The organism is Nitrosospira multiformis, from assembly GCF_003050865.1.
Taxonomy (GTDB): domain Bacteria; phylum Pseudomonadota; class Gammaproteobacteria; order Burkholderiales; family Nitrosomonadaceae; genus Nitrosospira; species Nitrosospira multiformis_E.
Window position 1 is genome coordinate 15,371 of the sequence record NZ_QAOK01000017.1, and the last position, 13,422, is coordinate 28,792.

Annotated in this window: 10 protein-coding genes; 4 read left to right on the plus strand and 6 right to left on the minus strand. The window is 53.5% G+C overall.

The window, feature by feature from the left end; genetic code table 11:
- Positions 1-26: 26 nt before the first annotated feature.
- Positions 27-2,921 (plus strand): bifunctional diguanylate cyclase/phosphodiesterase, encoded by a 2,895-nt coding sequence (locus tag C8R21_RS09870; RefSeq protein WP_258192341.1) that lies wholly within the window; start codon positions 27-29, stop codon positions 2,919-2,921.
- 97 nt (positions 2,922-3,018) lie between these two features.
- Here C8R21_RS09870 and aroC read toward each other — a convergent pair whose 3' ends face one another.
- The gene (gene aroC / locus C8R21_RS09875) at positions 3,019-4,200 is read right to left on the minus strand and encodes a chorismate synthase (protein ID WP_107762540.1); all 1,182 of its coding nucleotides are present in this window, start codon (positions 4,198-4,200) and stop codon (positions 3,019-3,021) included.
- A gap of 152 nt (positions 4,201-4,352) precedes the next feature.
- Between aroC and C8R21_RS09880 the strand changes: the two genes are divergently transcribed.
- Entirely contained in the window at positions 4,353-5,354 is a 1,002-nt protein-coding gene (locus C8R21_RS09880; RefSeq protein WP_107762541.1) for a zinc-dependent alcohol dehydrogenase family protein, read from the plus strand.
- 78 nt (positions 5,355-5,432) lie between these two features.
- On the opposite strand, the gene C8R21_RS09885 is transcribed toward C8R21_RS09880, so the two are convergent.
- Both C8R21_RS09885 and C8R21_RS09890 read right to left on the minus strand, forming a co-directional pair.
- The gene (locus C8R21_RS09885; RefSeq protein WP_107762542.1) at positions 5,433-6,527 is read right to left on the minus strand and encodes an ADP-ribosylglycohydrolase family protein; all 1,095 of its coding nucleotides are present in this window, start codon (positions 6,525-6,527) and stop codon (positions 5,433-5,435) included.
- A gap of 202 nt (positions 6,528-6,729) precedes the next feature.
- Positions 6,730-8,214, minus strand: coding sequence for a M17 family metallopeptidase (locus tag C8R21_RS09890; RefSeq protein WP_107762543.1), 1,485 nt, complete (start codon positions 8,212-8,214; stop codon positions 6,730-6,732).
- A gap of 101 nt (positions 8,215-8,315) precedes the next feature.
- Between C8R21_RS09890 and C8R21_RS09895 the strand changes: the two genes are divergently transcribed.
- Together C8R21_RS09895 and C8R21_RS09900 are read left to right on the plus strand one after the other, a co-directional pair.
- Positions 8,316-9,110 (plus strand): thymidylate synthase, encoded by a 795-nt coding sequence (locus C8R21_RS09895; protein ID WP_107762576.1) that lies wholly within the window; start codon positions 8,316-8,318, stop codon positions 9,108-9,110.
- Positions 9,107-9,658 (plus strand): dihydrofolate reductase, encoded by a 552-nt coding sequence (locus C8R21_RS09900; protein ID WP_107762544.1) that lies wholly within the window; start codon positions 9,107-9,109, stop codon positions 9,656-9,658. The genes C8R21_RS09895 and C8R21_RS09900 overlap by 4 nt, the downstream gene beginning before the upstream one ends.
- Before the next feature lie 175 nt (positions 9,659-9,833).
- Here the strand turns inward: C8R21_RS09900 and C8R21_RS09905 are convergent, their stop codons facing one another.
- From C8R21_RS09905 to apbC, 3 genes are all read right to left on the minus strand, one after another.
- On the minus strand, positions 9,834-11,009 hold the full coding sequence (locus C8R21_RS09905; protein ID WP_107762545.1) for a type III PLP-dependent enzyme: 1,176 nt from the start codon (positions 11,007-11,009) through the stop codon (positions 9,834-9,836).
- Between the two features lie 319 nt (positions 11,010-11,328).
- Entirely contained in the window at positions 11,329-11,898 is a 570-nt protein-coding gene (gene dcd / locus C8R21_RS09910) for a dCTP deaminase (RefSeq protein ID WP_074973256.1), read from the minus strand.
- Between the two features lie 111 nt (positions 11,899-12,009).
- Complete coding sequence (gene apbC / locus C8R21_RS09915; protein WP_107762546.1) at positions 12,010-13,098, minus strand: iron-sulfur cluster carrier protein ApbC; 1,089 nt, start codon at positions 13,096-13,098, stop codon at positions 12,010-12,012.
- Positions 13,099-13,422: the final 324 nt, after the last annotated feature.

Sequence of the window (13,422 nt, forward strand, 5' to 3'; positions counted from 1 at the left end):
AGGATAAGTATTTTCATAATCAGGCTATGCAAAGAAATGGAGCGATAGCACCTGAAAAGCCCCAGAAATTTCTGGGGCTGAAGTGGAAAGTTCTGCTGCTGAGCAGCCTCATACTGATTGCCATCGTGGCTTCGTTCACGGGAATTACCTATCTGAGCCTGATGGATGACTTCGAGAGCCAGAGAAACGCGCAGCACCAGCGCTATGCCAAGGAAGTTGAAGGACTGATTGACCAGGTTTCGATAAATTTGCATCAACTCGCAGGATTGATTCCTTTCCTGGAAGGAATGGATAAAAGCCTGCTCTCAGGTAACAAAGAATACGTCACTCAGGCATTTGATCCGTATTGGACACCTTTGCAGCTCCACAAGGGTATCGAATTACTGCGTTTTTACGACAGCTCAAATCAGCAACTGGCAAGTTGGGGAACTTCCCAGCCTGTTACTCATGACGCATTGATGTCCGCTTGGGTACACGAGGTGAATGCGCAGGAAAAGCCGATAAGCCACCTCAGTTGCCCCAGCAGCTGCATGCAATTTGCCGTGACGCCCCTGCTCGTGGAAGGTAACAATGTGGGGGTGATCGTCATCGGAACCCCCCCGATCGATGTGATCCTGGGTTTCAAGGATATCTCGGGCGCTGATATCGCCTTGCTGGTGAGCGAAAAAGGCGATTTGCCCGAAAGCAGCAAGGTAAAAATTGCAAACTGGAATGTTACGATTGCTGCACACAGCAGGGAAATGAACATTACTGTTCTGGATGACGTTGCAGCGAATTATCCGGACCTGGAGAGCCTCGAGGAGGGCATCCTGGTTTCGTGGCAGGATAGACACCTGCAGATAAAGCCGCTGTTTCTGGAGAGAATGGCGGTCTCGGAAGACGATGCTCACTTCATGGTTGTAACTGACATCACCTCCACGATCCGTACCATTCACAGCTCCACACAGCAAAACATGATAATTGGCCTGGTCGGGCTCATACTCTCTGAAATACTGTTATTCATCATCCTCACCAAGCCGCTGTCGCGACTCAAGCACATCGTTTTTACTCTCCCTCTTCTGGCTCGCAGCAGTTTCAAGAATTTTCGCCTGGAGCTTCGCTCCGCCGGCCAGAAACGATGGGTGAAAGATGAGATTGACCTGCTGGATGAAACAGCGGTGGCCCTGTCGCACCAACTGGAGAAGCTCGAGGATCAGGTGGCGGACAGGACCCATATACTGGCGAGCAAGATGCACGAGCTAAGCAAGGAGAGGGATTTCATCAACAATCTGCTGGACATTGCGCAAGTGATCGTAATCACGCAAAAGGCGGACGGTGAGATTCTCACACTCAATGCCTATGGGGAAACGCTTATTCAGTATACTGAAAAAGAGCTGCAGGGAACGTCCTTTCTCCATCTTCTGGCGCTCGACGGGAATCTGCACGATCTTCCCGTTCATCTGGAAGAGGTGCGGTGCCAGCGAAGGGATCAGCTTCGGCACGAAGCGAATATCGTATGCAAGGATGCTTCCATTCGTAATATTCTGTGGCTGCATTCACGCCTGACCCGGCACACCGAGGATGACCCCGCAATGCTATCGGTGGGCCTCGACATGACGGAACACAAGCGTGCTGAAGGGCGTCTTGCCTGGCTGGCGGATCATGATCCGCTCACGGATCTTTTCAATCGCCGCCGCTTCCAGGAAGAGCTGGAACAGATGCTGAATCTTGCCGCGCGCTACGGGTATTCCGGAGCCTTACTCTTTTTCGACCTGGACCAGTTCAAGTACATCAACGATACCAGCGGGCATCAGGCGGGGGATGCCTTACTTAAAATGGTGGCGCGCCTGCTGCTTGGCAACATTCGCAGCGTCGACATACTCGGACGCCTGGGAGGCGATGAATTCGCAGTGATTTTGCCCCAAACCACGGCCGAAGGGGCGATAGAAGTGGCAAAAAATACGCTTGCGAGCCTGAATCAGGGAAAGATTACGATAAATGGCCGCACTCATAAAGCATCAGCCAGCGTTGGTATCGCGCTTTTTCCGGAGCATGGCAGCAATGTCCACGACCTCCTGGCCGCGGCCGATCTCGCCATGTATCAGGCAAAGGAAGCCGGACGAGGAGGATGGCATCTGTTTTCTGACGAAGAGAAAACACGTGAACGCATGTACACACTCGTCTATTGGAAGGAGAAGATTGAGTATGCCCTTTCACACGAACGTTTCCTATTCTATTTTCAGCCCATCATGCATATTCGGCGCAGGACCATCGATCATTACGAGGTGCTGCTGCGCATGCTCGACAATGATGGAACCATTCTCGCGCCCCAGTTTTTCATCCCCGCCGCAGAACAGACCGGACTTATCCATGCCATTGACCACATGGTTTTACGTAAATCGATTGCGCAATCGGCTGAAATACAGCGTGCCGGTCAGTGCATCCGTTTTTCCATAAACTTGTCGGCGCATGCATTTCACGATCCGGAACTGCTGCCGATACTGAAAGATGCATTTATCGAGTATGGCGCGGATCCCTCGAATTTCATGTTTGAAATAACCGAGACAGCGGCACTCGAGGATTTGCCCGCGGCACGGGAACTCATGGAGATGATCAAGAAGCTGGGCTGCAGTTTCACGCTGGATGATTTCGGAGTCGGTTTCTCCTCCTTCTATTACATCCGGCAACTGCCGATCGATGTTGTAAAGATCGATGGCTCATTCATACGAAATCTGGCGGACAGCCCCGATGACCAAATACTGGTGCAGGCTTTGTGCGATGTGGCAAGAGGATTCGGAAAGAAGACAACAGCGGAGTTCGTGGAGAATGCAGCGACTTTTTCAATCCTTGAGAAAATGCAGATCGACTATGCCCAGGGATTCTTGATTGGAACACCCTCTCCCGCTTATGACACATCGTTCAGCGATTTCGCGAAGATGTGACGAACTCATGCTGGCATGCCGGGAAACGTATTGAAGAAGCAGGTCATTGATCCCGAATCCACCGGCTCACTGGTCTATTGAGAGCACCACGCGTCTTTCACGCTTCGTCCGGCTCGGGATCCTCAGTTAGCTCCACTTTTAGATCGCTATCTGATGGGCTTTCTTCCCGGCCTTCCCTATGGTCAATCTCTCCGGAAATTTTTGGAGTTATGCACGCAACATCCGCATTTTGTGCCCTATGGCGCAACGCATGGTCCATCAGTACCAATGCGAGCATTGCTTCCGCGATGGGTGTGGCCCGGAGACCGACACAAGGATCATGCCTGCCGTGAGTCTCTACCATTACCGGATTGCCCGCCTTGTCTACTGAGCGTCGCGGCAGGCGTATGCTTGAAGTGGGCTTGACGGCGATGTTCACGACGATATCCTGTCCCGTCGAAATACCGCCCAATATGCCCCCTGCATTGTTGCTGAGGAACCCCCCTGGACTGATTTCGTCGGAGTGCTCGGTTCCTTTCTGACTCACAGCAGCAAATCCGGCTCCAATTTCAACACCTTTAACGGCGTTAATGCTCATCATGGCATGGGCGATTTCAGCATCCAGTCGGTCATATACAGGCTCGCCCCAACCGACGGGCACACCTTCGGCAACGACACGAATCCTGGCCCCCACCGAGTCGCCTGATTTTCGCAGCTTGTCCATGAATTCTTCCAGGCTTGGCACAATGTCCGGGTCAGCCGAAAAAAAAGGATTCTCACCCACCGCTTCCCATTGTTTGAATGGAATCCCGACAGGTCCCAGTTGCACCATGTGACCTCGTACTACCACTCCATATTTTGCACGCAGCCATTTTTTTGCTATGGTCGCGGCCGCCACTCGTACAGCAGTTTCGCGTGCGGATGAACGCCCCCCACCCCGATAATCGCGTATGCCGTATTTTTGCCAATAAACATAGTCCGCGTGCCCGGGGCGGAAAGTGTCCATGATTTTGCTGTAGTCCTTGCTGCGCTGGTCTTCATTGCGAATCAACAGCGCAATGGGAGTACCCGTAGTTTTCCCCTCGAACACACCTGAGAGAATTTCTACAGTGTCCGACTCGCGCCGCTGGGTCACGTAACGGGAGGTACCGGGCTTGCGCCGGTCCAGATCCTGCTGGATATCCTCAGCGGACAGCTCCATTCCCGGGGGACAACCATCCACTACGCACCCTATGGCAGGGCCATGGGATTCCCCGAAAGACGTCACGCAAAACAGTTTGCCAAAAGTATTGCCGGACATTTCACTTTTCTAGCCAAATCAAGGCTCGAAGTTTAACATATCCTCATAGCTTACCGTCCTCCGGTACGCCTTTCATTCCTGTTCCACCCGTAGCCGGAGGATTGACCGCGTATTATCGATCAGCAATCCAGAAAGAAGAATAAAGGGAAATCATGAAAGCCATCCTGATGAATGCTCCGGGCGCACCAGAGGTATTGACACCTGCCGATGTTCCCATGCCCGATCTTGCTGGTCCGCTCGATGTGCGAGTGAAGTTGCACGCGGCAGGCGTAAACCCGATCGATACCAAGGTGCGCAAGGCCAATATGTATTACCCGGACAGGCTTCCGTCTATCCTCGGATGTGATGGGGCAGGCGTGGTTGAAGCCGTTGGCAGTTCAGTGACTCGTGTGCGCACAGGCGATGAAGTCTTCTTTTTCAATAACGGCCTGGGCGGCGCACCTGGAAACTATGCGGAATACGCGGTCGTGCATGAAGATTATCTGGCATTGAAACCCGGGAATCTGTCAATGGTGGAAGCAGCCGCCGTTCCGTTGGCTCTGATTACCGCATGGGAAGCGCTGATAAAGCGCGGCAATCTCAAGGAGGGTCAGACCGCGCTGATTCATGCGGGTGCGGGCGGCGTAGGCCATATTGCCATCCAGCTTGCCCGATATCTGAAAGCCGGGGTTGCCACGACAATTTCGAACGAGGAAAAGGCCGCCTTCGTGCAATCCCTGGGGGCCGAGCTTACAATTGATTATCGCCGAAATGACTTTGTGGACACTGCGCTCGAATGGACGAAAGGGCTGGGTGTGAACCTCGCTCTGGATACTGTCGGTGGAGAAACGTTCTGTAAATCCTTCTCCGCCATCCGGCTGTATGGCAGGATAGTGTCGCTGCTTTCAACGGCCTGTGATGCAAAGCAACTCAATACTGCCCGGCTGCGCAACCTGAGCATCGGCTATGTACAAATGGCTGCTCCCCTCTATTTCGGTTTACATCCCGCGCGTGTAGTCCAAACTAGCATACTTGAACAAGGTGCGAGGCTGCTCGAACAAGGCATCCTCAAGATTCACGTCAGCCGCACGCTGCCTCTGACAGAAGCCGCCGAAGCGCATCGTTTGATCGAAGCGGGACATACTCTGGGCAAGATAGTGCTGAAGATTGCCTAGCGGTTTCATTCTTCCAGGCATTCCTGTTGAGCTTGGGTTTTCAAGAAGAATCCTGGATTCCAGGGTTCCTCCCGGTTTTCAGCTTTTTCCCTCGCCGATTGAAGCCCCCGCTTTCGATCCCAGATCCATCGCAAGTCGCTGGAGTGCTTCGCCTTCATCCAGGCCATCGAGGAAGCGCCGGGGTATCCCCGACAAGCCGACCTGGGCTCCAACGAGAGCACCGGTCAAAGCGGCCCGCGCCTGATTTTCGCCGCCGCCATTCACTGCGTGGAGCACGGCTAATTCGAAATCATTCGGAAAACGGGCAGTGAGATGATAGGCCGCGGGAAGCTGATGATAAATGGCGCAGGTCATGCCATAAACGATGGAGACTTTCCATGCCGGTTCTATCCGGATATCCGGGTCTAGCGCAGCTGCTGCTATATATGAGGGCGTGAGCAGGGCATCCGGAGAGACAGAATATCCACTTTCGCACGGAAGGTCCTCTTGAGGGGGCTGCAAGTCAGTATGTGCCATCGTATGGAAAGGCAATTTTCCCGCCCTTGCCAATCGCATGAGCTTGCCGGAAAGACTCCTGTTGAGCTGGTGTCCCTGCACCAGGAGACTCAGCACCGACCCGTACGCGACAGTCAAGGTAACCACAGTACCGTCGATCTGGGTAAGACGGGTATTGCTGGAGATAACGGCTGCCATCTCTTGCGGCTGAAAGGCGTAACGGACCGCCAGGGCCAACGTGCGCCCTATCGCTTCAGTAGTATCGGCCTGACCTCCCGTTTGCCCCCATGGCAGGTTTTGCTGGACCCGCTTGCGCCAGGCATCGCGAATCGACTGCTGGGTATATCCGCCAGGACCGTTCACGGGCATGCCGTTAAGAAATAGGAATATTTCCTCATCCATCCGCTGGCAGAAATCCGCTTCGTCATAGCCGCCGCGCTCGACGAGCGAGCGCAGCATGAGCCGGAGAATGATACCGGTCTGGGACAGCTGGCCTGCCTTGAGATCACTGTGGTAGCGGCCGGGCTTGGGATCGGTATAAGTCGTGATCCAGTCGCCGTAGTCGCGGCGGAGCACTGCCAGGTCGTAGTACCAGTGAGGACCGAGGCCCAGGGCATCCCCGATAAAAGCGCCCATGATGGCGCCGGCAGCGCGGTTCTGTATGGCAGGGTCGAACATGTTCTGATCCTCCTTTTCGCAGGAAATGCCTGCGATACAAAAGTTTCAGCTTCGAATCGTGAAGCGTAACAGCAGGCGAAAGAACTGTTTTGTTACACTGATTGCATGAGGACTTGCAAACCCGCTCAATCAGAAAGGAGCATGTATCCGAACAGTTTCGATAAGCGGGAACAAGATATGAGCTGTATCCACCTGTTAAAGGTTAAAGGGAGCCTGAAAACAGGACCCTGAGCATCTCCACACCCCACGCCACACCAAACCCGGTCACCGGGCTTCCCACCGCGCCCAGCCCTTCCTTGTGATTGCTCGCGGAAAGGTCCATGTGCAGCCAGGGAACGTCATCCACAAAGCGATTGAGAAATCTGGCGGCGAGAATGTGATCGGCCTCGCTCTCCAGGGTGCACTGCCTGACATCGGCAATCTTGCTTTCCAGTTCGACATCATAATCGGCATCGAGGGGAAATCCCCAGACCCGTTCGCCTGTTACCCTCCCTGCTGCCAGTGCCTTCTGCATCAACTCTTCGCGATTGCTGAAAATGCCGCTGTAGCGCGATCCCAGCGCCACGTGCATGCTTCCTGTCAGTGTTGCGAAATCCATCATCATATCGGGTTTCTCTCTCGCTGCCATCGTCAGGGTGTCTGCGAGCACCATTCGTCCTTCGGCATCCGTATGGACGATCTCTACAGTAGTCCCATTGAGCGTCCTGATGACATCATTCTGCTTGTAGGCATGCGGACTGATATGGTTCTGTGCGATGGCAAGCCAGCAATCGATATTCACGGGGAGGTCGGCGCGGGTTGCAGCCAACAGTATGCCCAGGGCAACAGCGGAGCCGTTCATGTCCTCGTGCATGCCATGCATGTAACGTGCCGGTTTCAGGTTATGCCCTCCGGTATCGAAGCAGATACCCTTGCCTACCAGGGCGGCTGTCTTGTCCACTTTTTTCATCCGCCGCCGCACGTGCACTATGGCTGCGTCTTCGGGATCGCTCCCCTGGGCAACCGCAACAAAAGCGCCGGCGCCCATCTCGCGCAGCGCTTTGACATCGAAATCCTGATAATCCCAGCCTTCCCTTGTCGCCAGTTCCTGGATGCGCTTGCGGTAGAGTCCCGGCGTCAACTCATTGGGCGGCAACACCGTAAGCTCGCGTGTAAGCAGATTTCCTTCCGCCGTAGCTTTCAGCAGGGCAAAATTATCCGCTTCCTCGTGCCCGTGCAGCACGATTCGTTCGAGCCCGCGGCAGTTCTCCTCCTTTTTGCCGGTTTTGCGCGATGGCAGTAATGAACCGTTGATCCATGCTGCGTAGAGTGCCAGTTGCGCCGCCATTCGCCTTTCGCCGGAGTCGCCATAAACGATAACGCTTATTTCGGAAGGGTTTTCTTCCAGCAACAACTGCAAGGCTTTGCGCATGGATACTTGCTGCTCGAACACGGATTTGACCGGATCGATCCTCACCCATGCGCATAACGCGCCGCTCGCGAGATCGGCTGAAACCGGCGTCTCTTTGATTTCTTCCGCCTTCATTTTGCGCCGCGACAACAAGATGCTCAGCAAATCTTTTCCAAAAAAATCGAGCTCATCCGATGGTTCGGTCCGGGCCGGCAATACCACCAGGATATGAGTAGCCTTGCCTGCATCACTGACGGATACCAGGGGAGTATTCTTCTGTTCAAGCGCTGCAAGCATGGAAGCTCCTTTATTCTGTTAGAATGAAACCTCGTCCATTACTCATTATACGCGGGACGCTTCCTTTTACTATATTCCACTCGCTGACGTTACCGACTTCGATGCGCCAGTACCTCGATCTCATGCAGCACGTTCTGGAACAGGGGCAAAAAAAATCCGACCGCACGGGTACCGGCACGCTTTCTGTTTTCGGCTACCAGATGCGCTTCGACCTGTCGGAAGGTTTTCCCCTGCTGACGACAAAGAAACTACATCTGAAATCAATCATTTACGAACTGCTCTGGTTTCTGAAAGGGGATACCAATATAAAGTATCTCAAAAAAAACGATGTCTCCATCTGGGATGAATGGGCGGATGAGAATGGTGATCTCGGGCCGATATACGGCCGCCAGTGGCGCTCGTGGCCGGATGGGAAGGGAGGCCATATCGATCAGATCAAGCAGGTGGTCGAGCAGATCAGGAAAACGCCCGATTCCCGTCGCATGCTCGTATCGTCCTGGAATGTGGGGCAACTGCAGGAAATGAAGCTGGCGCCGTGCCACGCGCTGTTTCAGTTCTATGTGGCGGATGGCAAGCTTTCCTGCCAGCTTTACCAGCGCAGCGCTGACATCTTCCTAGGTGTTCCGTTCAACATTGCCTCCTATGCTCTGCTTACGCTCATGCTGGCGCAGAGCTGTGATTTACGGGCGGGTGAATTCATCCATACCTTCGGCGATGCGCATCTTTATCTCAACCATCTGGAACAGGCACGCGAGCAATTAGGGCGGCCGCCGAAAAAACTGCCCATGATGAGATTGAACCCGGCAATCAGGAATGTTTTCGACTTCCGGTATGAAGATTTCACCCTGGAAGGGTATGATCCGCATCCATCAATCAAGGCACCCATTGCAGTATGACATCGCGACTCTCGGGTTTGGCAGCTATGGCGCAAAATCGCGTAATCGGTCATAAGAACGCGATCCCCTGGCACTTGCCGCACGACCTCAAGCATTTCAAGGAGCTTACGATGGGACATCCCATCATCATGGGACGCAAGACGCATGAATCCATCGGCCGGCTTCTTCCCGGTCGCACCAGCATCATTATCACGAGACAACCGGATTATGAAGTTCCGGGCGCACTGGTTGCCAGATCCATAGGAGAAGCGCTGAGCATCTGCAGCCAGACCAAAAGCGGAGAAGGAGAGCACCTCGATCAAGTGAATGAATGTTTCGTCATCGGGGGTGCTGACATATTCCAGCAGATGCTGCCGCTATGTGATCGCATATACATGACCGAAATCCATAGAGATTTCGAAGGTGACGCGTATTTTCCGGAATTTGACAGGAATGATTGGCGGGAGGTCTTGCGCGAAGAGCACGTGGATGACAATGGGTTGGAGTACCATTTTGCCACACTCGATCGCAAGGCAGGTCAACAGGAACAAGGCGCTCAGCGACTCTGAACCCCGGAACTCTGATTCCTGCTCAGCGTTTCTGCAAAAAAAAGGCGGGCCACAGATACCTGTGACCCGCCTTTTTTATTATTCTTTATTATTATTGTCCGATCGCGCTGCCTGATCGTCCCGGAACCAGCCTGTCCAGAATCGGCTGGCAGGCTGGGATCCTGATTTCATTGAATTACAGGACGACCACCTCTGGCAAAGGAAAGCCGTTGAAGTTGCTGGCGTAGGCTGTCGTATAAGCGCCGGCATTGGGGATATAAATGAAATCGCCTTCCTCAATATCCTCCGGCAGCATTTCATCCCGCATCAGGATATCGACCGAATCGCAGGTTGGCCCCGCTACAGACCAGGGGATGTTCGATCCCGTGCGATCGGAAAGAATTTCATACCGCAAGCCCTCCGTGACCTCGATTACGCCGCCAAAGACGCCTGCATCCCAATACATCCAGCGTTTACCGTTGCGGGTTGCCGTCCCTACTACGCGGCAGACAAAATAGGCTGCATCCGAGACGAGGTAGCGCCCGGGCTCAGCCATGATGCGAATGTTCTCCGGCAGGTTAGCAATCGCTTCGTTCACGACTTCACCGATAATTTCTATCGATGGAATGGGCTTCACATGCCGCACCGGGTAGCCGCCGCCGATATTGAGCAAACGCGGTGACAATCCCGCCTGGCGCATGTCGGCGAATACCTTGATTGCGCGTTCGATGCCGACTCGCCAGTTCTGCGGATTGCGGCATTGCGAACCGACGTGAAAGGTGACTCCGGCCAGATCAGCCTTAAGGTGGGCCGCTTCGTCAATGATTTCCTTGATCTCGGCTATATGCGTGCCGAACTTGCCGGCGAGCGGCCAGTCACTCCCGATGTTGGGCGTATCTATCCGCAAATACAGTTTCGCGTCCGGCTTCACGCTGACGATCTTGCGCAACTCCTCGACACTATCCAGCACATACCACTCCACGCCTTTGGCTGCGGCGTATTCCAGGTACGCGCGCGACTTCATCGGATTACTGTAATAAATATCCGCAGGAGGCACATCCAGGCTGAGCAGGAGGTCAAGCTCTGAAATGGAGGCAATTTCAAATCCAACGCCTTCCTCGATCAGCGTTTTCAACACGCGCGGATCAGGATTGGCCTTGACCGCATAGTGCGGCTGCACACGCGGCATGGCGGCTTTGAATCTTCGGGCTTTGTTGCGGATGATATTACTGTCAACCAGCAGAAACGGCTTGCTGTAGCCCTTTTTGAGGGCTGCCTGAACATGTTCAAAATCCAGGCTGACTTCGGGGTGGGTGTCGAATATTTCTTCTGCTTCTACGGTTTGCCGTAGAGCGGTATTGCGCATTTGCATGATCGTCCTTCCTTTTGGAGGCGCTACGTTACGGGAGTATGGATGTTTACCAGATCAGCCGTGATGAAGTGGTTTGCTTTGCTTGTCATGATGACCTCCTGTCCTTCAGTTTGATATCGTAAAAAAATGCGGATTATAGACTTGATTGCGCTGGAATCAAGTGTTTTTTTGAATGAGGAAAAGACCCCTTGCTCAGCCCAAAGTTCCGCCCCCGGAACATGACAATGCTCATCAATATTCAGGTGTTCAGTCCCGCTGCCCGAAACTTGCGCAGGTAAGCAAGGTGAGCAATTTTCGCAAAGAGAAGAACGTATGACGTTCAGATTTTTGGCAGTGTAACTCCATACTGGCCCTGGTATTTCCCTCCCCTGTCCTTGTAAGAGGTTTCGCAGACCTCGTCGGATTCGAAAAAGATTACCTGGGCCACACCCTCGTTTGCGTAAATCTTTGCGGGAAGAGGCGTGGTATTGGAAAACTCCAGCGTAACGAAGCCTTCCCATTCCGGCTCAAAGGGAGTGACGTTGACGATAATGCCGCAACGGGCATAAGTAGATTTTCCGAGGCAAATGGTCAGCACATTTCTCGGGATGCGAAAGTATTCAACCGTGCGCGCAAGCGCAAAGGAATTAGGCGGAATAAGACAGACGTTGCTTTTCACGTCAATAAAGGAGTTGGAATCGAAATTTTTGGGATCCACGATGGCGGAGTTGATATTGGTGAACAACTTGAATTCATCCGAGCAGCGAATGTCGTACCCATAACTCGAAGTGCCGTATGAAACGATCTTATGCCCGTCAGGAGCATGCTTGACCTGGTTCGGCTCGAACGGTTCAATCATGCCGTGCTCCATGGCCATGCGGCGAATCCACTTATCCGACTTGATTGTCATGTTGAAAGAAGGAATGCGAGGTGAATAGAATGTACAAGCGGAAAACCGGAGAGCAGGCAGGCAAGACAGTCCCGCTCCCCTTCCAGATGCCAATCCTTCCGTTTCGGGGGATCAGGTATCCTCAACCACGATCCTGGCGAACAGCGCGGAATGGTCCAGTGACAATTCGTCGATCTTCACGGCGAGGCGCCGTGCGATACTGCGATAAATTTCCGCTATTCGCCCGTCAGGCTCTGCAACGACTGTCGGACTGCCGGAATCGGTATGTTCGCGAATTTTTATATCGAGGGGCAGCGCTCCCAACAATTCCACATCGTAATCCCTGCACATTTTTTCCGCGCCGCCTGCGCCAAAAATATGCTCCTCATGCCCGCAGTTTGAACAAATGTGCGTGCTCATATTTTCGATGATGCCAATTATGGGAATCCCTACCTTCTGGAACATCCTCAAGCCCTTGCGCGCATCGAGCAACGCAATGTCCTGAGGCGTCGTAACAATGACGGCTCCCGTCACCGGCACCTTCTGCGCAAGTGTCAACTGGATATCGCCCGTTCCCGGCGGCATGTCCACAATGAGATAATCCACCTCTTCCCACCGGGTATCGGTCAGCAATTGCTGCAGTGCCTGGGTAACCATGGGGCCGCGCCATACCATCGGCGTTTCCGCATCGATCAGAAGCCCGATGGACATGGCCTGAATGCCATGTGCCCTCATCGGTTCGATGGTCTTGCCATCGGGAGAATCGGGCCTGCCCGTAATGCCCAGCATTTGCGGTTGCGAGGGACCATAGATATCCGCATCCAGTATCCCGACAGAAGCGCCTTCGGCAGCCAGCGCCAGCGCAAGATTGACTGCCGTGGCAGACTTGCCTACCCCACCCTTGCCCGAGGCCACAGCAATGATATTCTTGACCCCGGGAATGAGTTTTACACCGCCCTGCACCGCGTGGGAAACGATCCTGCTTGAGACATTCGCATTTACGTTGCCAACTCCGGGAATGGCTTTGAGCTTCTCGATCACCTGGGCGCGAATATTCGCCCTCACGCTTTTTGCCGGATAACCGAGCACGATATCAAGCGATACATTATTGCCCTCGATGACGACATTGCGCGCCTCGTTGGTGCTTACATAATCCTTGCCCGTGGTGAGATCGGTAATTTCCCCGAGTGCGGCCAATATCTGCTGTTCTGTGATAGCCATTTTTTAAACTCCTTTGATCTGGGCCCACTGATGACTCGAATATTAACAAATATCCAGGGTTCGCGAACTCCTGCCGATGAGGATGAAGTACTCGCCCCTCTCCAGAGAGGAAATTGCCGCTCCACTCTCGAACGCCATTTACCCGGTTCACTCAATTCATCTTATCAGCCGGGCGGTTCTCGGAACAATCTGCCAAGGGCCGCTGGTGAAAGGTAGACAGAAATGAATCAGGACACTGAGAAATCCTTTTCGTCAGCCCCAGAGACCGCAAGCCTCACAGTTTGTTACAATTGTCATTTTGTATCTTTTCGAATCCCTTTCTTA

Bases quoted from the DNA above. Each gene is read 5' to 3' on its own strand.
- C8R21_RS09880 (WP_107762541.1), top strand. From the start codon at position 4,353: ATGAAAGCCATCCTGATGAATGCTCCGGGCGCACCAGAGGTATTGACA.
- C8R21_RS09900 (WP_107762544.1), top strand. From the start codon at position 9,107: ATGACATCGCGACTCTCGGGTTTGGCAGCTATGGCGCAAAATCGCGTA.
- aroC (WP_107762540.1), bottom strand. From the start codon at position 4,200: ATGTCCGGCAATACTTTTGGCAAACTGTTTTGCGTGACGTCTTTCGGG.
- C8R21_RS09870 (WP_258192341.1), top strand. From the start codon at position 27: ATGCAAAGAAATGGAGCGATAGCACCTGAAAAGCCCCAGAAATTTCTG.
- C8R21_RS09895 (WP_107762576.1), top strand. From the start codon at position 8,316: ATGCGCCAGTACCTCGATCTCATGCAGCACGTTCTGGAACAGGGGCAA.
- C8R21_RS09885 (WP_107762542.1), bottom strand. From the start codon at position 6,527: ATGTTCGACCCTGCCATACAGAACCGCGCTGCCGGCGCCATCATGGGC.
- C8R21_RS09905 (WP_107762545.1), bottom strand. From the start codon at position 11,009: ATGCAAATGCGCAATACCGCTCTACGGCAAACCGTAGAAGCAGAAGAA.
- dcd (WP_074973256.1), bottom strand. From the start codon at position 11,898: ATGACAATCAAGTCGGATAAGTGGATTCGCCGCATGGCCATGGAGCAC.
- apbC (WP_107762546.1), bottom strand. From the start codon at position 13,098: ATGGCTATCACAGAACAGCAGATATTGGCCGCACTCGGGGAAATTACC.
- C8R21_RS09890 (WP_107762543.1), bottom strand. From the start codon at position 8,214: ATGCTTGCAGCGCTTGAACAGAAGAATACTCCCCTGGTATCCGTCAGT.